The sequence below is a fragment of the Lancefieldella parvula DNF00906 genome (assembly GCF_000758945.1).
Lineage (GTDB): Bacteria > Actinomycetota > Coriobacteriia > Coriobacteriales > Atopobiaceae > Lancefieldella > Lancefieldella parvula_C.
In genome coordinates, this window is record NZ_JRND01000004.1 from 48960 (window position 1) to 75211 (window position 26252).

Genomic DNA, 26252 nt, shown 5'->3' on the forward strand with positions numbered 1-26252 from the left:
TTTATTGGCCTGCACTCTGAACAAATCCACCGGACAATGCGTTAGCCTCAAGAACCTTTGCACAACCGGTAACAACATTTTCTAGAGCGGTTGGGCTTACGTTAACAGGCACGCCAGTCTCTTCACGAAGTCTCTGGTCAAGACCGCGAAGCATTCCGCCACCACCGGTAAGCAAAATACCGTAGTACATAAGATCAGATGCAAGATCTGGTGGAGTCACATCAAGCGCATCTTTGACAGCCTTGGTGACCTCGTCAAGAGGACGATCAAGAGCACGACGAATCTCTTCTGACTCAATACGAACTGTCTTTGGAAGACCACTCATGACGTCACGACCGTTTACCTCAACGTCAAGCTCTTCTGCAAGAGGAGCTGCTGAGCCAACCTTAATCTTGATGTCTTCTGCGGTACGCTCACCAATAGAGAGGTTATACGCATCACGAACATGTTCAAGAATAGTTTGATCAAACTCGTCACCTGCAGTTCTAATGGACTGCGAGACAACAATACCACCCATGGAGATAACAGCAACCTCGGTAGTACCGCCACCAATGTCTACAACCATAGAACCGGTTGGATCCTCAATTGGAAGGTCTGCGCCAATAGCTGCAGCCATAGGCTCTTCAATCAAGAATGCCTGGCGAGCGCCTGCCTGAATAGTTGCTTCAAAAACAGCGCGTTTCTCGACAGATGTAACGCCAGAAGGAACGCAAACAACTACGCGTGGACGTGGTGACCAAGGATATTTGCGCTCACGGGCCTTCTCGATGAAGTAACGAAGCATAACCTCAGTAACGTCAAAGTCTGCAATGACGCCGTCTTTAAGAGGGCGCTCTGCAATGATGGAGCCAGGAGTACGACCAATCATGCGCTTTGCGTCAGCGCCAACAGCCAAAACGCGGCTCTCGCTTTTATCGATTGCAACAACCGATGGCTCATTGATGACAATACCCTGACCACGAACTGCAACAAGGGTGTTTGCAGTTCCCAAATCGATGGCTAGGTCTCCGCCATATTCTCCGAAGAGCGAATCGAAGATAGACATGATATCCAATCAAACGTGCTACGCGTGTGCGTAATAATCCTGCAGAAAGAACGGTTAAAACAGTTTAGTACTAGTTACCAGACTTTGAAGAGCTGGAGGAACTATTGGAGGAATTTGAGGAGTTAGATCCATTAGTTCCAGAGGTAGTTCCCGAGTTAGAACCGTTGGTACCAGAAGTTGTACCGGAGTTCTGATTGTTCTGGCTGACATACGAAGTGGTAACGCTTGCCACCTTCCAGCCAATACCATCACGAACAAGCTCAATGGTGTAGTCAACGTTTCCGCCGTTAGAAAGGCTGACAGAAGCGTTTACTGTTGAGTGAGTCATGCTCTGGTCAACACCGTTGATGGTGACAGCAGAGCTTGATGGCAGGCTGTTAGAAATCTGCTGAAGCGTGGTGCTAGAAACAGAACTAGAGACATAGCGACCAATATCAGTGCCCTGTGCTTTAGCGTTGAAAATATCCTGAACAACAGACTGCTGGGTTGGCCATCCATAGCCACGATAGTAAGCATAACCAGCGCCACCAACAGCTAAGATAAGCAAAATAAGAATAGTGATAAAGACCTTAAGGCCGGTATGGCGATGCTTACGCCTAATCTTCTTGTCCTTCTTATCCTGCTCAATAATCTCCTGCTCAGTAATCTGGAAGAAGCCAGTATCTTCTGCAGAAGGAATGAGCTCGCCGGACATACCTGTAGGATCCAGTGGATCATAGGCACCATAGCCAGCTGCCTGAAGGAAGGCATCAGTCTCAGATGGCTTGCCAGAAGTCATTGCAGTAATAGCCCTGCGAGCTGCATCAAAGGCAGACTGCTGCTGATTAGACAGAGCAAAGCTGCCGTCTGCAGTAGCGTGAGTGAAAGCATCAACTGCCTCAGACATGCGATTTGCTGCAACGTATGCAAGACCAAGATCTGCATAAATCTTATTGGAATTATCCAGAGGATTAGCAAAATCAAGAGCGGTACGATATGCCTCAACAGCATCAACAGGCCTGTTCAGACCCATGAAGCATGCGCCTAGGCTGCAAAGCGCTGATGAAGGATTAGGGTTCTTCTCGTCAACTGCAGCGTTTCTGTAAGCAATACCGGCGTTGCGAATATCACCAATCTTCTCGTATGCAGAACCAAGAGCAAGCTGTGCCTTATAAGGAGTTGCATAAGAGGCGTCCTGGACAGCGTTAGTAAGGGCAGCAATAGCCTCCTGTACCCTACCAGCAGCCAGAAGTGCGCGACCCTGATTAGTAGAGAGAGCGCCAACCTTGCCGTAGGAAGCGTCAGCAAGAGCGGACTTGTAAGCAGAAGCTGCGGAATCAAACTGTCCAAGCTTCATATAAGCGTTTCCAAGAAGGTGGTCAATCTGACCGTTTACCTCGCCTGGCTCTTTAGCCACATCAAACTGACTGATAGCTACAAACCAGTCGCCCTGATCATATGCAGATTTACCTAACTCAAATGCCTGTTGATTCACAATATCCTCCAAGAGTCTGTGCGACTTGGCTTTAAGCGTTTTCAATTCTAATGGAATTGACGACATCGCCAACCTTTAACTGGGAAATGACATCCATTCCCTCGATAGTTGTGCCAAATACGGTGTACCCAGAATCCAAGCCATGCTGTGGACCAAGACAGAAATAGAACTGAGAACCTGCGGAGTTTGGATCTTGAGAACGAGCCATAGCAAGAGCACCGTCAACGTGGGAGTTGTTAGGATTTGTGGTGAACTCCTCTTTGATGCGATAACCAGGACCACCGGTACCAGGAATTCCGTCAGGACCAGGGTTACCAAAAATAACGTCCTCAACACTCATCTCGCGAGTGTTTGGGTCTCCGCCCTGAAGAACAAAGCCAGGGACAAGACGGTGGAACTTGGTATCGTCATAGAAGCCAGACTCTGCAAGCTCGCAGAAGTTTGCCACATGAATAGGTGCGCCCTTACCGTCAAGCTGAACCTTAATGATTCCCTTGTTGGTATCAAAGACGGCGACCTCAGTACCAGTAACCTGGCGCACTGGTGTATACAATGGATCAAGTCCAAACATAATTCCTCCAAGCTTCTTTACATCTAAGAGAAGAAAAAACGCGAGAAACCCTTAGTAATAAAGAACTTCTTTTCTAACCTAATTATTTTACCAGTATGATGAGATTTTTGAAATTAAAGCAGCTGAACGGTAGAGATTTACTGCTTTTGTGGCTTCCAATTCACGTAATTTTCATCAAAAAGTTTCTGGTATGAGCTGGAGCCACTGGAGTCTCTGATGTTATCAACTGGCGCCAAGATGTTGTCTTTGTCCTGAGAAGGATTGTTAGAAGCAACTGAGCGCTTCCATCCATCACTTAAAGCGTCAGAACGATTACGAAGCCAGTTGCCAAGCTTAGTAAGATTTTCAATGGTCTGACGATAGTTTCCATTGGAGTCATCAAGGCTTGAAAGGTCAGAGATAACATTACTGATATCCAGCGATATCTGCTCTGCTTCCTGCTGGGCATCAGCGCGCTCTTGATCAGAGCCAGTAATAGCAAGCTGATCAAAGGTTTTCTCGTTATCATCAAGGCGCTTTGAGAGATCTCCCAGCTTCTGATAATCGCTATCAAGTGCATCAAAAACAGCATCTGAACTTGTGTTTTGCTGAGTTGCACTAGTGTCTTGTCCCGTTAGATGCGTAACGGGAGTGGTAGTAGGAGTAGATGAGACTGGAGCCTCAACCTTTGCGCGATTATCGGTTGCCTGAGGGTCCCACGGGTGCGTAATGATAAAGATTGCAGCTACTACCAGCGTTGTGACAAGAAGTGCTGAGAGCAGAATAACGCGTGTGCGAGGGATTCCTTCTGCCTCAGGAAGGTTCTCTTTTGAAGGCTCGGAAGGAATTGCAGACTCAAAACGAGGAGCTGGTCTACGACTTACTGAGGCAAACGCGCTGGTAGCATCTGGGTCAGCGTTGTCGGCTGGCATTTGCTGCAAAACAGTGGGATCTGCTGCAGCAGAAGATGATGCATGAGGGTCTGCATCTGCGAGTGGATCGTGTTTCTCGCCAGGTGCTGGAGCGGCATCAATCTCTGGGAGCGAGATGTTGCGCGTAGGCCTGATGGCTCGCGCGGGACGAGCAGCAGGCGCTGCCTGTGGCAGAGGAAGGCCACACTTGGGGCAGCTTTCTGCAGCAGCACCAACTAAGGCGCCACAATGAGGGCACCACTCAGCTTGAGTAACAGGAATCCTTTGAGTCAAACTTAGATCAATCTGACAATGAGGGCAGGTTAAAGCCCCTTCATCGACCTCAGATCCACAGTTTGGACAACGCATACACCCTCCACAACTCTTTGCTTGTGCTTCAGTTTAATCGTTTATATCAGCAGAAGAGCTATAAGTTGACTTTCCTCCCATTAATCTCACAACCAGGTCAAAGAATCGATCTTTTGCATAGTTGTGAATGTAACGTTCGGAAATTCTGTTGAAGATAATAACGGAAATCACCAAACAAATTGCCAAGTACGGCAAGATGCGTGGGGTGAGAGGTGCAATACGGAAGAAGTCCTGCGCTACCGTGCATCCGCCAACCACAATGGCAATGCATACAACAAGAAGTGCAACGCGGAGCTTGGTGAGAGGCAAAGAAATTCTTCTGAGCAGCGCAAAACCAACTGTTGCGGTGGTGATAAGCGCCATCGTAGACACCTGAGACAGGTTCAACTTAAACAGATGACCTGCAGTCATAAGAAGCGCGAGCGTGATAGTTACCGCAATAGAAGCAGGTAGTGACTTACGCAAAATGTTGACCAGGAAGTTGCCCTTTACGCGATCGTGATTTGGCTCAAGCGCCAACACAAACGATGGCAGGCCAACGGTTGCAAATGAAAGCAGCGACATCTGAACAGGAATAAAGGGGTATGGTGGCGCAATAATGCAATAGAGCGCTAAAGCCGCAGTATAAACCGTCTTTACAAGAATGAGCGCAGCAGATCGCTGAAGATTGTTAATAGAACGCCTACCTTCGGCAACAACTTCTGGCATATGGGCAAAGTCGTTATCTGCCAGAACAATCTCTGCAACGTTTCTAGCTGCAGCAGAACCAGAAGCAACAGAAATAGAACAGTCCGACTGCCTCAGCGCCAAGATATCATTGACGCCGTCGCCGGTCATGGCAACGGTGTGACCATGATTCTGGAGTGCAATTACAAGCTCACGCTTCTGTTCTGGCGTAACGCGACCAAATACGTGGTACTTCTCGACAGCTGCAGCAATATCTGCCTCTGTGTGTAGTGTGGTTGCATCTACCCAGCCGTCGGCATAAGGGACTCCCGCTCGCTCAGCAATAGCGGAGACAGTACGAGGGTCATCGCCCGAAATAACGCGCAGGTCAACACCTTGTTCAAGAAAGTATGCAATGGTTTGTGGGGCGGTCTCTCTAATCTGATCCCTAAGCACTACGTAACCTAGGAGCTGAGGAGTTCCCTCGAAGTTATCATTCTGGTCAAATCCATCAACGGTACAGGCAACCAGCACGCGTTCAATGGACGCAAATGCATCGGACGATGCGATAACGTCCGCTGCCTCGGGACCAAGCACAAACTGAGCAGCACCGATAACAAATGCCTGTCCGTCCTCAGTGACGCAGCCAGAGTACTTTCTCTTGGAAGAAAACGCCACAACGCGAGAAGGACGTTTGCTTTGAATCCCCTGCTTGGACGCGTACGCAAGGATTGCCGTAGCCGTATCGTTAGCGTCATCTTTGTTTGCGCCGACAACGTTTACAGCCGCTTGCAGAGCACCCGCAGCCTCAGTAATTGGCGTAAACGAAGCATCCAAAACACGAGCAACTTCCATGTTTCCCGTGGTGATAGTGCCCGTCTTGTCCAAACAAAGGGTATCTACGCGTGCCAGCGTTTCAATGCAGTATTGCTGCTGAACCAAAACATTTTTCTGGCCAAGCCTAATGGTTGCAATAGCAAGAACCGAGCTGGTGAGAAGAACGAGTCCTTGAGGAATCATGCCAATAACGGCAGCAATCATCGAAAGAAGCGCTTCATTTAAATCGGCGTTATCAATGAAATAGGTACGAACAAAAAGACCAATACCCAGCGGAATCAATGCAATGGAGCCTGCGCGAATAATCGACTTAATGGTGGTAAGAATCTCTGAGTTGATCTCTTTTACAAACTTAGCTTCTGCGTTAATACGCGCAGCATAGCCTTCCTGACCTACACGGCATACCCTACCAACAAGACCGCCCCTCTCGACAAAACTACCAGAGAGAAGCTCGTCTCCCGTGGTCTTTTGTACGGGCTCTGCCTCACCAGTTAGAAGGCTTTCATCAACGCTTACGTGCTCTGATACAAGAATACTGTCAGCAGGAATTTGATCGCCCGTCTTCAAGCGCACAAGATCGTCAATGACAAGCTGGTCAGGTTTGATGAAGGTATCTTTGCCATCACGGATGACACAAACACTCTGAGCCGTCATAAGAGATAGTCGGTCAATCATGCGTTTTGCACGAATCTCTTGCACAATGCCAATGACCAGGTTTGCAAGAACTACGCTCATGAAAAGCGCATTTCTGTACTGTCCCGTTACAACAACAAGGAGCGCCATCAAAACATTAACTATGTTAAAGAGCGTAAGGCTGTGCTCTGCAATGATCTGAGCAATAGATTTAGTTTTGACGTCTGTATTAGTATTAACTTTACCTGCAGAAACTCTTTCTGCAACTTCTTTTGATGTCAGACCTTCATACGTTTCTTCTAAACGTACACTCTTCTTACCTTCAGTACCCTGCAATGACATATAAACAATCTCCAGTCAGTGATGGCCGGTTTTTTGCACGTGGTGACCCCGGTGGGTTTCGAACCCACGACCTTTTGCTCCGGAGGCAAACGCTCTAATCCACTGAGCTACGGAGTCATGGTGCATAAGTATACCCCAGCCTACTTACTGCCTTTTGTAACGGTTTGCGTAATTTTCTTCTGGTATTTTCCCATGCTAAAATGAATTCAACCAGCAAATGAGGAGCTCATGAATACTATTTCCGTTGACCTAACATCCGACTCATATCAAATTCATGTAGGGCATCACCTGCTTACGCAGGCTGGTAAGCTCATTCGTTCCTGCACCTCAGGGTCAAAGATTCTTGTGGTCACTCATCCAGATTTGAACAAGCTCTTTGGCTCTGAGCTTCTTACCTCGTTGGAGTCAGCTGGCTACTCCGTTACAACCGCCACAGTGTCCACAGGTGAGCACGCAAAATCATTTGAGTCGTATCAAAAGCTGGTAAGCGTCCTTGCAGAAAACCGTTTTACGCGAGAAGACATTGTTGTGGCATTTGGCGGAGGTGTTATTGGTGATCTTGCGGGATTTGTTGCAGCAACCTACATGCGAGGTTGTGCGCTCGTACACATCCCCACCTCTCTTTTAGCGATGATTGACTCCTCAATTGGTGGAAAAACTGCTATTGACCTACCGTTTGGGAAAAATCTGGTTGGAGCCTTCTATAATCCCAAGGCCGTTATTGTTGACCTTGAACTGCTGAACTCTATTCCGACTCCCCTCTTACAAGATAGCTGCGGAGAGCTTATTAAATATGGCGTTCTTTCTGGACATGAGCTCTTCAATAAAATCTCTTTGGCGAGAAACCCTGTGCAGGTCATCGACGTGACGCATAGACAAGAGCTCATTCAAGAGTGCATTGAAATAAAGAAGACAATCGTTGAAGCAGACTTCAAAGAAGCAGGGTCTAGAAAATTGCTCAATCTGGGCCATACACTTGGCCATGCTATTGAGACGCTCAGCAACTTTGAACTTGGACACGGCTCCTGTGTGGCTGCTGGAACTTCCCTGTTGGCAAAAGCCTGTTCCAAGCTTGGTCTTTGTTCTGTTGAAGACGCAGAGAACATCGCCGCGCTCACTCAAGCTTATAACCTTCCTACCAGCACTTCATTTACTGTGGAAGAACTTTACAGCGCAGCACTTCATGACAAGAAAAGCCACGCAAATTCAATTGATATGGCGCTTATCTATGGCATTGGTGATGTGCGTATTGAGCGCAAATCATTTGCAGAACTTAAACAGCTGATTGAGCTAGCAAAAGAAGACTAACGTCCTAGACGCTCCAGCTCTTCTGCAAGCTTACGTACTGACTGTTTTAAGGCAGTCTTGTCTTCAGCTAGGATATCGTTTTTGTTGAAGATGCCGTTAGCAGTTCCTACATAGGCATAACCGCCAGCAAATACTTCAGCAAGATTATCTGTTGTAACGCCACCAACCGCCATAAGAGGCAAGTTTCCTAAAGGCTCACACACCTTTTTGGCGTATCCATAACTAACCTCATTTGCGGGGAATACTTTGACAATATCTGCACCAAGAGCAAATGCATGAGCAATCTCTGTTGGCGTAAACGCTCCCGGAACACTCAAAATCTCATGCTCTTTGCAGTAGTCAAACATCTCTTCAGAGAACAGTGTTGGTGCTAAAACAAACGTGGCGCCAGCTTTATGAGCCGTCTGAAGATCTTCAAGAGTAAGCACGGTACCAGCACCAATATTGATATCAGAACTATATTCACTGGACAGCTTCTGAATTAACGAAGCAGCTTCTGGAGTGTTCATGGTTACTTCAACGTTATGTACAGGAGAATCAACAAGAACCTCAACGACAGCTTTAACCTGATTGTACGTATAACCACGTAAAACCTGAGTTACGGCACTAAAAGGCTTATTCACTTGCTTCCTCCTTTAATCTTCAAATAATTTTAACCATATCCTTCTCTGACACTCAACTGCGGTATTCTTACATCAAGCAATTAGTTACGGAGCGGGTGAAAAATGGATGTTTCAATAACTCCTCATGATTTGTTTGGAACGGTAGAAGCCATCCCGTCAAAATCATGCGCTCATCGCGCGCTCATCTGTGCTTCATTTGCAAACGGCACTACTAACATTACCTGTCCTTACATCTCAGAGGACATTCAAGTAACTGTTGATTGTCTTAAAGCTTTAGGCACCACTATCGCTAGAACTAAACAGGGATTTAGAGTTGTTCCTGCAAAAGAGCAAAATCGCCCTCAAAACGTGCAAATTAACTGCAAAGAATCTGGCACCACGCTCAGGTTTTTACTCCCCCTTCTGGGCGCGCTAAACGTAACCGCCACAATTTCTGCAGAAGGAAGACTCTTTTCTCGACCCCTAGAGCCGCTTATCTCAGAACTCTCTGCCCATGGTATGTCTTTTAGCTGGCAAGACGAGAAGACCTTTGAGGTTTCGGGTCAGCTTACTAATGGTTTATTTGAGCTACCAGGAGATATTTCTTCTCAATTTATTTCTGGACTTTTGCTGTCATTGCCTTTGTTAAACGAATCTTCAACACTACAGATTACAGGGTCCATCCAGTCAAAAGACTATCTGGCTATCACAGAGCACGTATTGAAAGACTTTGGTGTTACTACTGTATTTGATGTAAAGAATGCCACCTATGCCATTGAACCTCAACACTACGTTTGTCCAGGCGTTTATTCAATCGAAGGAGATTGGTCAAACGCTGCACCATGGCTTGCTGCAGGTGCAATTGGGCAAGGCGTAGAGGTCACAGGGCTCTCCATGCAAAGTGTCCAGGGAGATAGAGCTATCTTGGCCGCGTTATCGCTTGTGGGCGCACGTGTTTCTCGCCAGCAAAAAGGTGCAGCTTGTATGATAGATCACCTGCGACCGTTTACCATTTCTGTCTCCGAGGTGTGCGATCTTGCTCCGGTACTTGCTGCATTAGCTGCGTTTATCCCTGGAACAAGTAGGCTTACCAATATTCAGCGCCTTCATCTTAAAGAGTCCGACCGCGTTCAAAGTATCTGCAGCGTACTTAGGGCATTTGGTGTAACCGTTGAGCTCTCTGACGATCAAACGGAGCTTATTATCACGGGAGGAAAACAGCCCGTCAGCTGCATTGTGGACTCGTGCAATGATCATCGCATGGTGATGATGGCAACTATTTTAGCTTCGTATGCAACGGGTCCTGTCATAATCACCCATGCCGAAGCAATCAATAAGTCGTATCCGTTCTTCTTTGAGCACTTCAAGCAGCTTGGTGGCGTCTGTCACAGTATGGAGTCATAAATGATGACCTCAACTTTTGGGACAACAGTAAAAGTATCTATTTTTGGCGAGTCTCATGCTCCAAAAATCGGCTGCACCATTGAAGGTTTACCTGCTGGTTTTAGCATTGACTTAGCAGCTCTCAAGACATTCCTTCAAAGAAGATCTCCATCGCATCCGTGGGATACTCCGCGTAAAGAGACTGATGATCCACTGTTTGTCTCAGGAATTTCAGCAGAAGGCATTCTAGATGGCTCCCCGCTCACGGCGGAGCTACCTAACACAAACGTTCGTCCACAAGATTACGCAGCTACAAAGCTTGTCCCACGACCAGGACATGCCGATTTTGCTGCCTGGGCAAAATGGGGAGACTCGTACAAGCAAACGGGTGGAGGACATTTTTCCGCCCGCCTAACCGCCCCTCTCTGCATTGCAGGAGGCATAGCGCTCCAGATTTTGCAAGCTCAAGGCATTACCCTTGCAGCTCACGTACTCAAAATAAAGAACATCAACGACACTCCTCTTGAGCTCGTAGACAACTCACTTGAGGCCAACAAGCTACTTGCTTACCAAATGAATCAGCTACTTCAGGCTAACCCTCAAGAGCTTCCCTTCCTTGATGCTCAAGCTGGCGAGAAAACCCGCGCACTCCTTATGCAGCTGCGCTCAGAGAAAAATACTGTTGGCGGCATCATAGAATGTGCTGCAACGGGTGTTCCTGCAGGTATTGGGTGCCCTCATTTTCATGGGCTTGAAAATACCATCTCTGCTGCAGTCTTTGGTATTCCTGCTGTTAAAGCCATAGAATTTGGTAGCGGCATGGAAGTTGCCAATCTCCTTGGCTCTGAGAATAACGATGCATACGAAGTGCGTAACGGCACTGTTGTACCAACCACCAATCACGCCGGAGGCATCCTTGGTGGAATCTCAACGGGTGCTCCCATCTGGTTTAGATGTGCGTTAAAACCTATCTCGAGTATTGGCCTACCACAGAACTCAGTAAACCTTCAGACTATGAACCCAGAGCAGCTTGTTGTTCAGGGCAGACATGATGTAACTGCAGTTTTACGCGCTGTGCCCTGCGTTGAAAGCGCTTTTGCACTAGCTCTTCTCGACACCTTGTATTCCTGGCCCTCTGAGCAGAACGGATATCACAATGACTAGTCAGCTAGAAACGCTTCGCCAGGAAATCGATTCAATTGATGCGCAAATCTTTGACCTCTTTGAGCAAAGGATTGCGGTTGCCAAACAAATTGGCGCTTACAAAAAGGAGCAGGACCTCACTGTTCTTGATTCCTCAAGAGAAAATGCCAAAAGAGACCAGGTTAAAGCCACTGTTTCTAATGAACTTGAACCTTATGCTTTAGAGTTACTTGAGGTATTGATGAACGCCGCAAAGGCAGTTCAGGAGACAGACCATGAGCTCTAATTCTGAGCAGCAAGCCTCAAGTAACCCTACAGCTCCTCTTGCTCCTTACGGCCTTATTGGCGAGAAACTCTCTCATAGTTGGTCGGCAGAAATTCATGAAAAGTTGGGGTCATTTCCCTACCAGCTTCATGAGCTTTCTGCTTCTGAGCTGAAGGGTTTTCTCAAAGACCAACCTTGGCGGGGCTTGAACGTTACTATCCCCTACAAAAAGGATGCCTGTGCTCTTGCAGACGCTACTTCTAAGGATGCACAAGCTATAGGAGCGGCAAATACCCTGGTAAAAGATGCTAATGGTTTTATAGCCGCAGACAACACCGATGTGTATGGCTTTGAGTATCTGGTAAAAAGCCTCAAGGTCAACTTGAGCCATAAAAAGGCAATTGTTTTAGGAGCCTTTGGTGGCGCTGGTCAGGCAATTTGCTATGCGCTCAAACAAGACGGTGCATATGTTGTGGGAGTCTCCAGGAACCCTCACGTAAGCTCTTCATATGTAGACTGCGCAATTACCTATGACCAGATTAAATCTCACTATGACACTGATCTTCTTGTCAATGCAACGCCAGTAGGAATGTTCCCACATGCTGATGTTTCTCCTCTTTCAAAAGAGGAACTTTCTGCTTTTACTTCTCTACAATGCGTGATTGATCTTATCTATAATCCGCTGCGCTCTCAGCTTCTTTTAGACGCAGAAAGTCTTGGAATACTCAATGCAAATGGTTTAAAAATGCTGGTAGCTCAAGCAGCTAGAGCAAGCTCACTCTTTTTGGGTCAAGAAGTATCAGACGCTCAGATAGAAAACATCTCGCGTGAGCTCCATGCTTCAAAAGAAAACATCGTGCTTATTGGTATGCCGGGAGTTGGAAAAACCTCTACGGGAGAAGCTCTAGCAAAGCTCTTGAATCGTCCCTGGATAGACACTGATTTTCTCATCAAGCAGAAAGCTCACTGCGAAGCGGCAACCTACCTACAAATACACGGTGAAGCAGCATTTAGACATCTAGAACATGAAATAATTCAAGAGATTTCCAGCATGAGTGGTGTGGTGATCTCTTGCGGAGGTGGCGTAGTTGTTACGCCTTCAAACTACCAAGCGCTCCGTCAAAACGGCAAGCTTGTCTACCTTACGCGCCCGCTTGAAGAACTGGCTCTTACAGGAAGACCACTCTCACAAAGTGTTGGCATACAAGAACTTGCTGCAGTACGTATTCCGCTCTACAAAGCATGGGCTGACTTGACCTTTTCTTGTCTCGGTAATCCAGACGCAGATGCCAAGGGTCTTCTCGACACGCTTTAAGCATAACAGTAAGCGTTCGCAGTTATTTTTTAACCGTTCACCGGATGGTTTGCAGATTTTGAATTTTGGCACGTTAAAGCCCCTATACTTATGCCTCGTAGGTGTGTATTCATAAGACTACAAGGATGCTAGACCAAGTCAAACGGTTAAGTGTTTGATATGTGGTCATACTTGGGGAGATATCCAATGGACAGCAATGCTATTGCTCACGAGATCCTAAATGCAATAGGCGGCTCAAAAAACTTAACTCACAACGAAGTGTGTATGACGCGACTTCGCCTTTCCATCAATGATATGACGCTTATAGACCATGAACAGCTGGCCACAGCCACTGGTGTTCTTGGTATTGTAGGAAAAGGTGCCAACGGACTTGAGGTAGTCTTTGGCCCCAATCTTGTGCGTCAAGTAAATGATGCCCTTAATCACATTTTGGGTGAGCCAGAAAAGACTTTTTGTTCGTTAGATGAGAAGCGAGCAGATCTTCCCACTCAGCACAACGAAGAGGTGGATGAGCTAATCTCTTTGCTTACTCAAAAAACTACCCTTGATCAAGACGAAGAAGACTTTGACAGCCTTGCCTCTGACTTAGACGCAGACGACTTTGAAGACAACTATGAGGATGACCTCGACGCTCCTCGCCTACTCATAATCAACGGCCCAAATATCAACATGCTGGGCATTCGTGAGCCAGAGATTTATGGAAAAGCTGACTACAGAACCCTTATAGAGACTTGTAAGGAAGAAGCCCTCTCTCAAGGTTTCTCTGATTGTGTGTGTTATCAATCAAACCATGAGGGTGATCTAGTTGATGCAATCCAGGACGCACTGGGCAGCTATGACGGTATTATTATCAATCCTGCCGCCTATACGCACACCTCAGTTGCTCTGCTCGACGCAGCGCTAGCGGTGCAAATTCCCATGATTGAGGTACATCTTACTGACATCTCTACCAGAGAAGACTTTAGGCACATTTCTTATATAAAAGATGCATGCTTTGCTACAGTTGCTGGTAAAGGAATTGACAGCTACAGAGAAGCAATCCAACTGATGGCGACTCATCTCAAAGATGAAGCATAACCAGTTGCTTATAGCCATTTGGCGAGAAACACAAACCTGCTGTAATGCTAAATTGCAGCAGGTTTTTTATGCACACGTAAGTACCTCTGACTCGGTTATAACCACATCTACGGCAACATCAAATGCTGTATGAGGAAGTGTTGTCCGGCTCAAATTTTGCTGGTAAGCAAGACAAATTTTCTTACCAGGGTACGTAGACAAGAACCGGTCATAAAAACCAGCACCATAACCCAATCGATACCCCTTTGTATCAATAAGAAGCGCTGGAACAATGCAGATTGAAGCGTCCATCTGCTCTTCTGTTAAAGCCGGTAATTCTTTTGGCGGTTCAAGTAGACCAAAAGGAGCAGCAATAAGTTGATCTAAAGAAGTAATAGCTACGAACTCTAAACAATGTCCAGGTAGACAACGAGGTACCGCCACCGTTTTCCCATCGCGTAGAGCGCTCTCAATAAACATCCTGGTAGAAACTTCAGATGAAACAGAAACATACGTTAAAACAGTAGTTGCTTCTACATATTCAGAGGTTGCAAGAAGTTTCTGAGTAATGCGATCATCAAGCACGGACCTCTCTTGCTCAGAAAGAGCTTCTCTTGCTGCTAGACGTTCTTCTCGCAAACGTTGTTTTTCTAATGCCGCAGTATCCATAAAGCCTCCCCTCTAGCTAAGAATAACAACATTTTTGTGGACATTTGGAGAAGAAACAGACACCTGTCGCAATAAATGTGACTAATTCTCAACAATTTTTATATAGCTTTCTTTTTAGCAAATTCCTGACCTGCGCAAATGTAAACCGATTCTAACTTGTCAAAATATTGCGTATTTGTCACTTGTCTAGCACTACATATTGAGTAAAGTTAGAGGTCGCAACTAATATTTGACGTCATTTGTCCAAAGACATACCTGCTGTCAAAATTAGTCTCAAGATTGCTATTTGTAAACTGCTGAGCGGCCATGCTCCACTCAACACGCTCAGCATGAACGCGGATATATACATTGTCCGTGTAAAAAGGAGTGTGTTATGCAGGAAACACCAGCACAGGAGGCTTGGGACGGCTTTGTCGGTGGCAACTGGCAAAGAGCTGTTGATGTCCGAGACTTCATTCAGAAGAATTACACCCCTTATGACGGTGATGATTCCTTCCTCGCTGGTCCAACTGAGGCTACTACAAAGCTTTGGGCGGATGTTATGGATCTCTTTGCACAAGAGACCGCAAACGGTGGTGTACTTGATATGGATACCAAGCAGGTTTCCACTATCACCTCCCACGAGGCTGGCTACATTGACAAACCACTTGAGCAGATTGTTGGTCTCCAGACTGACAAGCCCCTCAAGCGCGCTCTGATGGTAGACGGCGGCGTTCGTATGGCAATGGCTGCATGCAAGGCCTACGGTTATGAAGTTGACCCAGAGATTGTTGACTTCTACACCTATCGTCGCAAGACTCACAACGCTGGTGTTTTTGATGTCTACACCGAGGACATGCGCAAATGCCGTCACTCCCATATCATTACCGGTCTGCCTGACGCATATGGCCGTGGCCGCATCATCGGCGATTATCGTCGTGTTGCTCTCTATGGTGTTGACGCTCTTATCACTGATAAGACTAATCAGAAAAACGGTACCAGCTCCATCATGGACGAGAAGACCATTCGTCATCGCGAGGAGCTCTCCGAGCAGATTCGTGCTCTCAAGGAGCTTAAGCAGCTTGGCGAGATTTATGGCTTTGATTTGAGCCGTCCTGCAGAGAACTTCAAAGAGGCTGTTCAGTGGCTCTACCTGGGCTACCTTGCTGCTGTAAAAGAGCAGAATGGCGCTGCAATGTCCATTGGTCGTAACACCACCTTCCTGGACATCTATGCAGAGCGCGATCTTGCTCGTGGTACCTTCACTGAGTCAGAGATTCAGGAGATTGTTGACCACCTGGTTATGAAGCTTCGTATGGTCAAGTTTGCTCGTACTCCTGAGTACAACGAGCTCTTCTCCGGAGACCCTCAGTGGGTCACTGAGTCCATTGGTGGTATTGGCGTTGATGGCCGCTCTATGGTTACCAAGTCCTGCTTCCGCTGGCTCCACACCCTTGAGAATATGGGTACCAGCCCAGAGCCTAACCTGACTGTTCTGTGGTCTACCAAGCTTCCAGTAGGCTTCAAGCGCTACTGCGCAAAGATTTCTATTACCACCAGCTCTATCCAGTACGAGAACGACGATCTTATGCGCGTCTATCATGGCGATGACTACGCAATTGCTTGCTGCGTCAGCTCCATGCGCGTTGGTAAAGAGATGCAGTTCTTTGGCGCTCGTGCCAACCTTGCTAAATGCCTGCTTTACGCAATCAATGGCGGCCGTGACGAGAAGACCGGTGAGCAGATTGGTCCTAAGTACCGTGCCGTTGAAGGCGAATACCTTGATTACGACGATGTCTTCTCCAAGTACTTGGATATGATGCGCTGGCTTGCAGGCGTTTATGTCAACGCTCTTAATGCAATCCACTACATGCACGATAAGTACAGCTACGAGCGCATCCAGATGGCTCTGCACGATGAGCATGTTCACCGTTGGTTTGCAACAGGCATCGCAGGCCTTTCTGTTGTTGCCGACTCCCTCTCTGCAATCAAGTATGCAAAGGTAAGGGTTGTCCGCGATGAGACCGGCCTTGTTACCGACTACGTTACTGAGGGTGACTTCCCTAAGTACGGTAATGATGATGACCGCGTTGACACCATTGCTCATGACATCGTTGAGATTTTCATGAACATGATTCGCCAGAACCACACCTACCGTGATTCTGTCCCAACCACTTCTATCCTGACCATTACCTCAAACGTTGTATATGGTAAGGCTACCGGCAACACCCCTGACGGCCGCCGCGCGGGCGTTCCTTTTGCTCCTGGCGCTAACCCAATGCACCACCGCGATACTCACGGTGCTGTTGCTTCCCTGGCCTCCGTTGCTAAGCTTCCATTTAACGACGCACAGGACGGTATTTCCAATACCTTCTCAATCATTCCTAACGCTCTTGGTAAGGGCTCTGACGTCTACTTCCACGGTAGTGAGCTTGACCTTGAGCACATCGACTTCTCTGATATGAATCTTGATATTCAGATTGAGAACAAAATTGATTGCGCCTGTGAGGCAGACCCATCCGCAGCTGAAGGTGCTGAGGATCGTAAATAACAAGCCCTGGCGAGAAGATCTATCTACACGTTTCTTCTCGCCAACAAACTCGTAAGGAGAAACACATGCAGTCCAACGAAGTAGCTTCCGAGCAGATTGACAACCTGGTAAACATGATTGATGGCTATGCCGAGAAGGGCGGTCATCACCTCAACGTTAACGTATTTACTAAGGACACTCTTCTTGATGCTCAGGCACACCCAGAGAAGTATCCTCAGCTGACCATTCGCGTTTCTGGTTACGCTGTTAAGTTCAATTCCCTTACCAAAGAGCAGCAGGACGACGTTATTTCTCGTACCTTCCACGACGCTCTCTAAGGATTTCTTGTCCATGTCTTGTTCTGATACTCACATGGATCTCAATGACCCGCTCACAGTTTGTGGGCGGGTCCACTCTATTGAGACCTTTGGCACCGTAGATGGTCCTGGAACTCGCCTGGTTGTGTTTACCCAGGGGTGTCCCATGCGCTGTGCCTATTGTCATAACCCCGATACCTGGCAATTTGGTATTGGAACAGAAAAATCGGTAAAAGAAATTCTTGCCACCTTTAACCGCAATAGAGCTTTTTACAGAAACGGTGGAATTACGGCTACTGGTGGTGAACCACTTGCTCAACCAGAGTTTATTGGCGCTCTGTTTGAGGCGGCTCATAATGACCCGCAAGGACGCATTCATACCTGTCTTGACTCTTCTGGCATTGCGTATAATCCAGAAACTCCAGAAAAATTTGAGCGCGTTCTTGATAACACTGATTTAGTGCTCCTTGATATCAAGCACTCTGATCCAAAGGGCCACATTAGTCTTTGCGAAGTTGGCTCAGAAAGACCACTTGCGTTTGGCGATGAGCTTAACCGTAGGGGTATTAAAGTTCTTATCAGACATGTTGTAGTGCCTGGAATTACTGATTCACCAGAAGAACTTGCTGGCGTTGGTAGAATCATTGCTCACTGGGATAATGTTATTGGATTAGATCTACTTCCCTATCACGTGATGGGCGTAAAAAAGTATGAAGAGCTAGGTATCCCTTACAAACTTGCTGACACTCCTGCCATGGATGGCAAAAAGATTCCTGAGCTGCGCAAGCAAGTCCTTATCGCCCGTTCCCTTGAACGCAAACAGCTTTCATAAAACTATCAGCAGCCCATTTAGCTGCTGGTAGCAATTTAGTTGGTATATTTGCCTCTCTATCCGAGGTACTTCTCGGTAAGAGATTTCAATACCTCCCTGATTCGTTTTCTTCCCATGACATATTTTGATGTAAGAAACATTGTTGGTTATCTTGGGATTTGGCCAACATTTCAAGTATTAAAAGGCGTCAATCTGAAACCTATGACTGCGATTATTGTTCTGACAGTATGGTCGTTTGCTCTCTTGCTTCTCGCCGTTGGCATTACAGCTCTGAAACAAGCATTTGCAAAGGGAAGACATGTGCAGTTGAGGCAATGTGACTAATCATCACCGCTAAACAACAATGACACAGACGCCGACAGACATATCACAAAAAGGGCACAGCGTTTTGCTGTGCCCTTCTCAACTGTTATCGCTATCTTCTTACTACTGCTTTTTCGTAACCACTGAATCGTAATCGCGGCTCTATGCCTGAGACTCTGTGCGACGACGATGCAGAGTAGATGCTACAAACACAAGCAGACCGGTAGCAGCAAGCGAGAAAATCATGGCCGGCGAATTATCTCCCGTATCGGGAAGTGCACCGGGAGCCTTTGTTGAAGCAGTCTTATTTTCAGCAGGCGTCGGCTCATCAATACGTTCCCACTGAGCATAAAGTACATTTCCCTCTGCATTTATGGTGTCAACTTCCACCTTATCGCCCCGATGGAGCAGTGTGCCACCCTCTTTTGAGATAGACCAGCCTAAGAAGCGATATCCTGCTCGCACCGGATCTGCCGCATCAATGGTAAGAGTATCGTTTGACTCAACGAAATCTGAGTATGTACGACCGGGAGCGCCTTCGTAGTTGAGATCATACGCAAGACGTACGGCATTGGAGTTTGCCCACACGGCGCGCAGGGAAATATCCGAGGTTCCCATCGGAATCAAATCCCCCGGATAATAGCGTGTTCCGTCACTTGCAACCCAGCAAATGAATCCACGGGAGCCTGCAGGAGGAGTCACACCGGAAGCATCAAGCACACGAATATCAGAGCCTTCGGCATAGTGCATCGGATCTGAAACAGAGCCTGTACCACCGGCAAGATCATAGGTGATGGTGTGGGCCTGGTTTATCGGAACCCATTTTGCCGTAAGGGTAATGTCTTCCGTCACGGGACTTCCAAAACGATACGGCTTTCCATCGTTTCGGAGCCATGCAACAAGAACATAGCCATCGCGCGTTACCCCCGTTGGTTCATCGAGGGTTGTTTGCGCGGGTACTGACACGGTCTTGTTGGGTGTTCCGTTGTTGTACACATACGTGACATTAACGGGTACCGGCTCCCATTTGGCATACAGAGAGGTATCACTTGAGGGCATAGAGTTATCAGAGGTGAGAGGCATGGTCAACTGAGCATTTCGATACCAGCCGACAAACCGGTAGTACTGTGGCAATCCGGCAGGACGACTTGGCGTTGAGTTTGAGATGTCGGCTAACGAAGCTCCATATTTACGCTGTTCAGATGAGATTGTGGTTTCAGAGGTAACGGAAGTTGCCGCGTTTTTGAGAGTCAGATTATAGGTAATGCGCTTTCTGACCATAACAAGATATTTTGTAGGAAGAGGCTTAAAAACAACGTCTCCGCTGGCAGCATCATATATCGCAGGACCTTCTCCCTTAGAAATATCAAACCACTGAGTAACGTCAGTATCAAGGTTTAGATCTTTCGGATCTTTAGGAGTTCCGGTAGGCGTGTAATAGCCGTACTTGACGTAAGAATACATTGCCTGGTTTATACTGAAACTAAATATTCCATCGGCAGGTATCCATGAAGCACTATATGTACTGTAGCCGTTCCCGTCTGCATTGTCGACAAATATGGCAAAGTCTTTGGTCAGATTCACCTTTTCAAGATAAAAATCGAAACGGCTTGCCGTGCGATTTCTGCTGCCTGGTGAATTAAAGTTAGAAGGACTCTTGGCATACCAAAGATTACCGTCATCCCAGCGATACCCTGCTTCAGGTTCAATAGGCGTAAATGTTGCGCCGTAGAGCCCTAAGAACGTATGGGCAGCATTGCCTGAGTAGTTTTCAACCCCTGTTTTATCGGTGTCATTGGTATAGTCAGTCTTGCTATTGTAAAAATTAACACGTACCAGCGAGCGATCAAGATACACGTTTAGCGTTGTGCTACCATCTGCGGAAACCGTAGCCGAGCTGTCGCTCCGTTCGGTGTCAAGGAGCAAATGACCGTAGTACTGGCCATTGATAGCGGCAATTTTTGATGCAACATCTGTAGTTGCAGGAGAAACGGTAGCGTCGGTAGCGGCCGTATAACCTTGGACGGTATATAAAGCATAGGTCTTGTCGGCTGAAGCCGCATTATAAGGATCAGTAGGTTTCTGCACCCAGTAGTTCACATGATAGACCGTATTGGCGTTCGGCGTCCATGAAGCGGTAAGGCGGATAGATTGGGTAAGTTTTGAGCCAAAAGTGAAGGCTGCACCATCGGAAGTCTTCCAACCTGCAAAAGTATATCCGGTTCTTGTTGGATTACTCGGCGCAACGGTTACATCGTCAGTATCAACATACTCGGTGGCTACGGAAGATCCGCCGGCGCTATCAAAGGTGATGCTATGTCCGGCTTTGACAACAGGCCAAAGATAGACATCCTGACCATTGACGGTACCGAGACTTGCATCCGGCTGGGTTGCTCCTTTTGTGCGAGACCAGCCCACGGCCTGCGTTTCAGGATTGCCGGTGTTTACGAGCGGAAGAATGCTGCTACCTTGAATGGTGTCGCCATCCGCATACGTCACCGCACTGAGCACGCGGTTTGAATCGGTAACAGACATGAAGTAAACGACATGGCGATTGGATGCAGTGAAAGATGCATACAAATCAACCGGGGATGCTTCAGCCGCAGCATCAAGGGCAGCGCCGTTAAGCTCTGCGGCAGTCTTACCAAAGTCAGTAAAGGTAGATCCCGAAGAAGTTTTCCATCCGCGGAACGTTCCGTCTCCGGATGGAGTAGCAGGCTCTATCAAGCGCTCATCATCAGAGAGTTTCTGAGTTGACACAATGGAATCGGTACCGGATGCATCTATTACATGAAAACGATAGGTTATTGTGAAGTGCGTATCAGGCGTAGTTACGGCATAGACCGAAAAACCTTTTGCCGTAAAAGACACGGAGCCTGTAGCGGATGTAGGACTGCTCACCTGCTCTACGGATGAACTGTCAGAAATATGCCAGACCGAGACGGAGTTGCCGGAAATGCTGGAGGAGGAAATGTTTACGGCGATTGGCGAGCCGGCCGGCTCCCATTTTGTTCCATAGGCATCGCGAATGGTAATATCAAAGGCGAGAAGTGTTGTCTGACCTTTAATGGAGGCACTTGTCGGAACAGCTGACACGCTACCGCCGGAAGGGAGCTTTCCCGAGACCGTTATCTGAGTGCCGTCAGAAGCAGTTGTTGTCCAAGTCTCTTGGACAAGGTTCTTCTGAGAATCCTCCTTGGTTTGAGTTTGGACTTGAGTTTTTTCAGGTTCTGTTTGAGAGTTGGTGGAACTTTCGGAAGAATCGCTTGCAGGTGCCTCTGATGTGGAGTTTGCCTCCGTGCGAGTTTCTTCATGCTTGACATTATCATCCTTCAGTTCATTCGGCTCAGCGGATGACTCAGTAGATAAACCGTTGTTCTTCTCCGCTTGTGCAGAAGCCGTGGTACCGACTGCTTCTGCAAACCCCTGTGCCGGAGTACTCCCAAACTCTGTGCTCATCTCCGCAAGCGCAGAAGTCGGCATAGACATTGAAAATGCTACGAGCGCCACAAGAATAATCCTTGAAATTGCACCTTTTCTTTTCATGGTGCCTCCTGAATAACCCCGAATAACTTTATAAATAAATCCTCACAATCTATATATAATCTATCGGAAAACAAATCGCACTGTTATAGGGCAATATCGCAAATTTTTATAGTATCAACACACTAAGTTCATAATCTGTAAGCTTTGCTTTCAGGCGCTCAGGACCGATCTATCCATACTGCCTCCCCTATTTCCTGCGTCACATGCATGTAATACTATGTTACGAACCATCAACCAAATCATGGTAAGGACTCATGTGACCGCAAAAACCGTACAGATAGCAGGCATTTCCGTACAGCTCACACGCAAGGCCGTCAAGAATATCAATCTGCGTGTTAGTCGAGAAGGTCGCGTTGACGTGAGCTATCCGTGGCACACTTCCGAAGCGGCTGCAATCGCCTTTGTCGAATCCAAATCTGATTGGATTCGCACCGCTCTTTCTCGCGCCTCTTTACTTGGCGAGAAGAACCTCCAAGTTCCCACTCCCATAGCCTCCGGATATACGGTGAGCGTTTGGGGACACCGATACAACCTGCGCATCATTCACGGACCAAAGCGGGCGGCGCGCATCTTTGCACACGACGTTGTTATCACGCTTCCCAACCGCTACCTGGACGATCTTGCCTCCGAAGCTTCACAGCAAGCCGTTCGTAAAACATTTGATGAGTTTCTCGCTCAAGAGATACGCACGGTCCTGCCTGAGCTTACCGCTGCCATGGAAACAAGAGCTCAAAAGCAAGCCTCGCGGTATAAAATATGCCGCATGAAAAGCCGTTGGGGATCTTGCAACACATGTACAGGAGCCATCACGCTCAACCTTGAGCTTGCCGAATATGACAAAGAGGCTCTGAAATACGTTATCGCTCACGAACTCACCCATCTCTACGTTCGCAGACACAACCGCGAATTCTATGCGCTTCTCGCCACGTTCTATCCAAACTGGAAAGAAGTCCACGCCAGCCTCAAAGGCGCTCGGCCGTCTTTGCGATAGAATAAGCACTGTTGACTAGAAACGCGGGCGTCTCAGTGAGGCGCTGCATACGAACTTGAAAGTTTGGGAGTTTTTATGCCAAATGAGGGCAGCTACGAGGCGGCGCTCCGTCGCTCAAATGAGATTCAAGCAGATCTGCCAGAGCATGCAGGAAAGTACAACATGCTTACTGGTGACCGTCCTACTGGAAGACTTCACCTTGGCCATTACTTTGGCACTATTGTTGAGCGCGTAAGACTCCAAAATCTTGGTGTTCATACCAATATTATTATTGCTGACTACCAGGTCATTACAGACAGAGACACCACTGAGCATATTGCAGACAATGTCTACAATATGGTTATTGATTATCTGGCCTGCGGAATTGATCCAGAAAAGACTATGATTTTCACACATTCTGCAGTTCCAGCTCTCAACCAGCTTATGCTACCGTTCCTCTCGCTTGTTACCGAGTCTGAGCTTCATAGAAATCCAACTGTTAAGGCAGAGCAGGAAGCATCTGGACATGCACTCACAGGTCTCCTCCTCACTTATCCTGTTCACCAGGCATGCGACATTCTTTTCTGTAAAGGAAATGTTGTTCCTGTTGGTCGCGATCAGCTGCCTCACATTGAGATTACCTCTAAGATTGCCCGTCGCTTTAATGAGCGCTACGGCAAGGTGTTCCCAGAGGTTTCTGGCCTTCTCACCTCTACCCCATTGATTCCAGGTCTTGATGGCCGCAAGATGAGCAAGTCTTACGGCAATGCAATCTCGCTTTCTATGACAGCCGAAGAAACTGCCAAGCTTATCAAGAAGTCCAAGACTGACTCAGAGCGCATGATTACCTTTGATCCAGACAATCGTCCTGGAGTCTCTGCGCTGCTTACCACTGCTGGCATTTGTACTGGTCGTGATCCAAAAGAGATTGCTGACGAGATTGGCATGGGTGGTGGCGGAGCACTCAAGACTTACGTCATCGATGCAGTTAATACCTACTTTGAGCCAATTCGTCAGAGGCGCGCAGAGTTTGCAGCTCAACCGGACCTTATTCGCGATATTATCCACGATGGAAACGCTCGTGCAAACGTTATTGCTAACGCCACCCTTGACGAGGTTCGCGAAGCAATGGGAATGGTCTACTAAGTGTCTGAGCTCACCTTACATGTTGAACGTATGAGCTACGGTCCAGATGCCATCGCTCATACTCCAGAAGGAAAAACAGTCTTCATCTCTGGTGGCGCCGTCTCTGGAGACACTATCAGCGCACAGATTACCGAGGACACAGATAGGTTTTCTCGCGCACAGCTTGTAAAGGTCTTGGAAGCATCTGCATTCAGAGACCCTCACCCCAATCCATTTGTGGCGCTCACGGGTGCCACCCCTTGGGGCAACATGCTCTATGAGCAGCAACTTGTCGAGAAACGCAACGGCGTGATATCTGCTCTTGAACGCATTGGGCATTTTTCACACGACGATGTTTCTGAGCTGGTAAAAGACATTGTTTCCCCTGGCGAACCATGGGGCTATCGCAATAAGATTGAGCTGGCGTTTAAACGCAATGGCAATAAAACGCTGGTAGGTATGTATGCACCTAACGGACAGGACATTGTTCGTATTAAAGACTGTCCGCTCTTAGATAAAAGCAACCAAAAGGCAGTTGGTGCCGTAAGCGGCGCCCTCTCCTATCTCTCGGGCTCTCACGAGCTTGATATAGAACGTATTGGCATCAGAGTGTCTATACGCACTAAAGAGCTTGAAGTTGCACTCTGGACCGCTCCGAGCGGCTTCCCACGCACACAAGTGGCCCGCGTTTTGAGTGACGCAGTCAAGGCAACAAGTGTTGTCCGCGTTATGACCAAAGGCCCAAGTAAGGCACGCCGTGTTGTAGGCGTAGAGCGTCTAAGTGGCTCCGGCTCATGGAGCGAGCTTATTGATGGTCAGAAGATGCAGCTTTCTGCACCTTCTTTTTTCCAGGTCAATACCAAGGGTGCCGAGAAACTCGTTGAGCTTGTGCTTTCTGGTTTGGATGTTCAGCCAGACGATGAGGCTATGGACCTCTATTGTGGAGCAGGAACCTTTACGCTTCCTCTGGCAAAGCGTGCAGGATTTGTTTCTGCTGTTGAAGCCTATGGTCCAGCAGTTAGAGATCTTCGTCGTAATCTTGAACTGGCCAAGCTTGATAACGTTGATGCGGGTGGCGGAGACGCAGGTAGAGAATTCCCTGACACGGATGCTGACGTTATTATTGTTGATCCACCTCGCGCAGGACTTGCTCCTGAAGTAATACAGCAACTTTCTAAGCAGCCTGCACGCGCTATTGCCTACGTTTCATGTGACCCCGCAACACTAGCGCGTGATCTACGCCGTTTTGTTGAGATTGGCTCATACAAACCAGTAAGTGTAACCCCGGTGGACCTATTCCCACAGACCTTCCATGTGGAAAACGTTTGCTTGCTTGAGCGTGGAAAATGATAAGAAAAGGGCGCGTGGACCTACTGATGAAAGAAGAATGTAAAAGTCCTATTACCCTATATACACCGTCTTTAGAAGATCTTTGGTTTCGCCAGAAGATGATGGTAGACGAAGAAACGATGTCATATAACCATGCCTGGGGAGGTACAATTCCTTTCCCAAAAGAGACTTGGCATGGCTGGTATGATTTTTGGATTGTAAAGCATGAGAATAAACGTTATTACAGGTATTTAAAGGATAGCGGCGATCATTTTATTGGAGAGGTCGCCTATCACTTTGATAGCGATAAAAATATTTATCTTGCAGACGTCATAGTCTACGCACCATATAGAAAAATGGGCTACGGCAGCATTGGATTAAATTTGCTCTGTGATGCAGCTAAACAGAACGGTATTAAGCAGCTCTATGATGATATCGCCATAGACAATCCATCAGTCATGATGTTTTTAAAGAATGGATTTGTTGAAGAGTGCAGAACTAGCGAAATTATCATGCTCAAAAAAGAACTAAGTGCATCCACCTTGCACCCAGGGTGTGAAGTGGGAAATGTTAATTAAGCACGATTCATGCATAGGATGATGAAGGATGAATTTCTCAAAATGATACAAAGTTTGGTGGCTGTCGCTTAGAATAACACTGTAAATAAGGGCTTATTGTAGACTTACGAAACGGAAGAACGTGAATGAAAGTCCGGCGTGAATTGACGCTGGATTTTTTAGGGGTGTCTTTTAT

At 47.4% G+C, this 26252-nt stretch carries 21 protein-coding genes and 1 tRNA gene; 13 read left to right on the forward strand and 9 right to left on the reverse strand.

The window, feature by feature from the left end; all coding sequences use genetic code 11:
- Position 1: 1 nt before the first annotated feature.
- The 6 genes from mreB to HMPREF1647_RS00930 form a co-directional block, all read right to left on the reverse strand.
- On the reverse strand, positions 2-1045 hold the full coding sequence (mreB, locus tag HMPREF1647_RS00905) for a rod shape-determining protein (RefSeq protein WP_012808756.1): 1044 nt from the start codon (positions 1043-1045) through the stop codon (positions 2-4).
- A gap of 70 nt (positions 1046-1115) precedes the next feature.
- Positions 1116-2519, reverse strand: coding sequence for a tetratricopeptide repeat protein (locus HMPREF1647_RS00910; protein ID WP_035431258.1), 1404 nt, complete (start codon positions 2517-2519; stop codon positions 1116-1118).
- 31 nt (positions 2520-2550) lie between these two features.
- Entirely contained in the window at positions 2551-3090 is a 540-nt protein-coding gene (locus HMPREF1647_RS00915) for a peptidylprolyl isomerase (protein ID WP_035431260.1), read from the reverse strand.
- A 137-nt stretch (positions 3091-3227) separates the two neighbouring features.
- Positions 3228-4349 (reverse strand): zinc ribbon domain-containing protein, encoded by a 1122-nt coding sequence (locus HMPREF1647_RS00920; protein ID WP_035431262.1) that lies wholly within the window; start codon positions 4347-4349, stop codon positions 3228-3230.
- A gap of 33 nt (positions 4350-4382) precedes the next feature.
- Positions 4383-6827, reverse strand: coding sequence for an HAD-IC family P-type ATPase (locus HMPREF1647_RS00925; protein ID WP_035431265.1), 2445 nt, complete (start codon positions 6825-6827; stop codon positions 4383-4385).
- 40 nt (positions 6828-6867) lie between these two features.
- Positions 6868-6944 (reverse strand) — tRNA-Arg (locus HMPREF1647_RS00930).
- A 111-nt stretch (positions 6945-7055) separates the two neighbouring features.
- Here HMPREF1647_RS00930 and aroB point away from each other — a divergent pair.
- The gene (gene aroB, locus HMPREF1647_RS00935) at positions 7056-8135 is read left to right on the forward strand and encodes a 3-dehydroquinate synthase (protein ID WP_035431267.1); all 1080 of its coding nucleotides are present in this window, start codon (positions 7056-7058) and stop codon (positions 8133-8135) included.
- On the opposite strand, the gene HMPREF1647_RS00940 is transcribed toward aroB, so the two are convergent.
- Positions 8132-8758, reverse strand: coding sequence for a bifunctional 4-hydroxy-2-oxoglutarate aldolase/2-dehydro-3-deoxy-phosphogluconate aldolase (locus HMPREF1647_RS00940; protein ID WP_035431269.1), 627 nt, complete (start codon positions 8756-8758; stop codon positions 8132-8134). The two genes, aroB and HMPREF1647_RS00940, sit on opposite strands and share 4 nt — an antisense overlap.
- 102 nt (positions 8759-8860) lie before the next feature.
- Here HMPREF1647_RS00940 and aroA point away from each other — a divergent pair, with 102 nt between their 5' ends.
- The 5 genes from aroA (at position 8861) to HMPREF1647_RS06895 (ending at position 13920) form a co-directional block, all read left to right on the forward strand.
- Positions 8861-10141 carry a 3-phosphoshikimate 1-carboxyvinyltransferase gene (aroA, locus tag HMPREF1647_RS00945; protein ID WP_035431271.1) on the forward strand — a complete coding sequence of 427 codons (1281 nt, stop codon included), beginning with the start codon at positions 8861-8863 and terminating at the stop codon, positions 10139-10141.
- Complete coding sequence (gene aroC / locus HMPREF1647_RS00950) at positions 10142-11284, forward strand: chorismate synthase (RefSeq protein WP_081933288.1); 1143 nt, start codon at positions 10142-10144, stop codon at positions 11282-11284. It abuts the gene before it with no gap.
- Positions 11277-11549, forward strand: a complete 273-nt coding sequence (locus HMPREF1647_RS00955) for a chorismate mutase (RefSeq protein ID WP_035431272.1) — start codon at positions 11277-11279, stop codon at positions 11547-11549. Before aroC ends, HMPREF1647_RS00955 begins: the two co-directional genes overlap by 8 nt.
- Positions 11539-12843 carry a shikimate kinase gene (locus HMPREF1647_RS00960; RefSeq protein ID WP_035431274.1) on the forward strand — a complete coding sequence of 435 codons (1305 nt, stop codon included), beginning with the start codon at positions 11539-11541 and terminating at the stop codon, positions 12841-12843. The genes HMPREF1647_RS00955 and HMPREF1647_RS00960 overlap by 11 nt, the downstream gene beginning before the upstream one ends.
- Positions 12844-13029: 186 nt before the next feature.
- On the forward strand, positions 13030-13920 hold the full coding sequence (locus tag HMPREF1647_RS06895) for a type II 3-dehydroquinate dehydratase (RefSeq protein WP_081933289.1): 891 nt from the start codon (positions 13030-13032) through the stop codon (positions 13918-13920).
- A 66-nt stretch (positions 13921-13986) separates the two neighbouring features.
- On the opposite strand, the gene HMPREF1647_RS00970 is transcribed toward HMPREF1647_RS06895, so the two are convergent.
- A complete protein-coding gene (locus HMPREF1647_RS00970) occupies positions 13987-14568 on the reverse strand; it encodes a 5-formyltetrahydrofolate cyclo-ligase (RefSeq protein ID WP_035431277.1) in 582 nt (193 codons plus the stop codon).
- Positions 14569-14941: 373 nt separating this feature from the next.
- On the opposite strand from HMPREF1647_RS00970, the gene pflB reads away from it, so the two are divergent.
- The 3 genes from pflB (at position 14942) to pflA (ending at position 18226) form a co-directional block, all read left to right on the forward strand.
- Entirely contained in the window at positions 14942-17098 is a 2157-nt protein-coding gene (gene pflB, locus HMPREF1647_RS00975; protein ID WP_035431280.1) for a formate C-acetyltransferase, read from the forward strand.
- Between the two features lie 65 nt (positions 17099-17163).
- Positions 17164-17415 (forward strand): autonomous glycyl radical cofactor GrcA3, encoded by a 252-nt coding sequence (gene grcA3, locus HMPREF1647_RS00980; protein WP_035427399.1) that lies wholly within the window; start codon positions 17164-17166, stop codon positions 17413-17415.
- 13 nt (positions 17416-17428) lie between these two features.
- Positions 17429-18226 (forward strand): pyruvate formate-lyase-activating protein, encoded by a 798-nt coding sequence (pflA, locus tag HMPREF1647_RS00985; RefSeq protein ID WP_052039075.1) that lies wholly within the window; start codon positions 17429-17431, stop codon positions 18224-18226.
- 465 nt (positions 18227-18691) lie between these two features.
- Here the strand turns inward: pflA and HMPREF1647_RS00995 are convergent, their stop codons facing one another.
- Positions 18692-22075: an InlB B-repeat-containing protein gene (locus HMPREF1647_RS00995; protein WP_035431285.1), complete on the reverse strand. Its 3384-nt coding sequence runs from the start codon at positions 22073-22075 to the stop codon at positions 18692-18694.
- 256 nt (positions 22076-22331) lie between these two features.
- Here HMPREF1647_RS00995 and HMPREF1647_RS01000 point away from each other — a divergent pair, with 256 nt between their 5' ends.
- The 4 genes from HMPREF1647_RS01000 to HMPREF1647_RS01015 all read left to right on the forward strand — a co-directional run bounded on the left by HMPREF1647_RS01000 (position 22332) and on the right by HMPREF1647_RS01015 (position 26077).
- Positions 22332-23066: a M48 family metallopeptidase gene (locus HMPREF1647_RS01000; protein ID WP_035431287.1), complete on the forward strand. Its 735-nt coding sequence runs from the start codon at positions 22332-22334 to the stop codon at positions 23064-23066.
- 75 nt (positions 23067-23141) lie between these two features.
- Positions 23142-24191, forward strand: a complete 1050-nt coding sequence (gene trpS / locus HMPREF1647_RS01005) for a tryptophan--tRNA ligase (protein ID WP_035431289.1) — start codon at positions 23142-23144, stop codon at positions 24189-24191.
- On the forward strand, positions 24192-25520 hold the full coding sequence (gene rlmD / locus HMPREF1647_RS01010) for a 23S rRNA (uracil(1939)-C(5))-methyltransferase RlmD (RefSeq protein ID WP_081933290.1): 1329 nt from the start codon (positions 24192-24194) through the stop codon (positions 25518-25520).
- Between the two features lie 14 nt (positions 25521-25534).
- Complete coding sequence (locus HMPREF1647_RS01015) at positions 25535-26077, forward strand: GNAT family N-acetyltransferase (RefSeq protein WP_222926888.1); 543 nt, start codon at positions 25535-25537, stop codon at positions 26075-26077.
- The last annotated feature ends 175 nt before the right edge of the window (positions 26078-26252 follow it).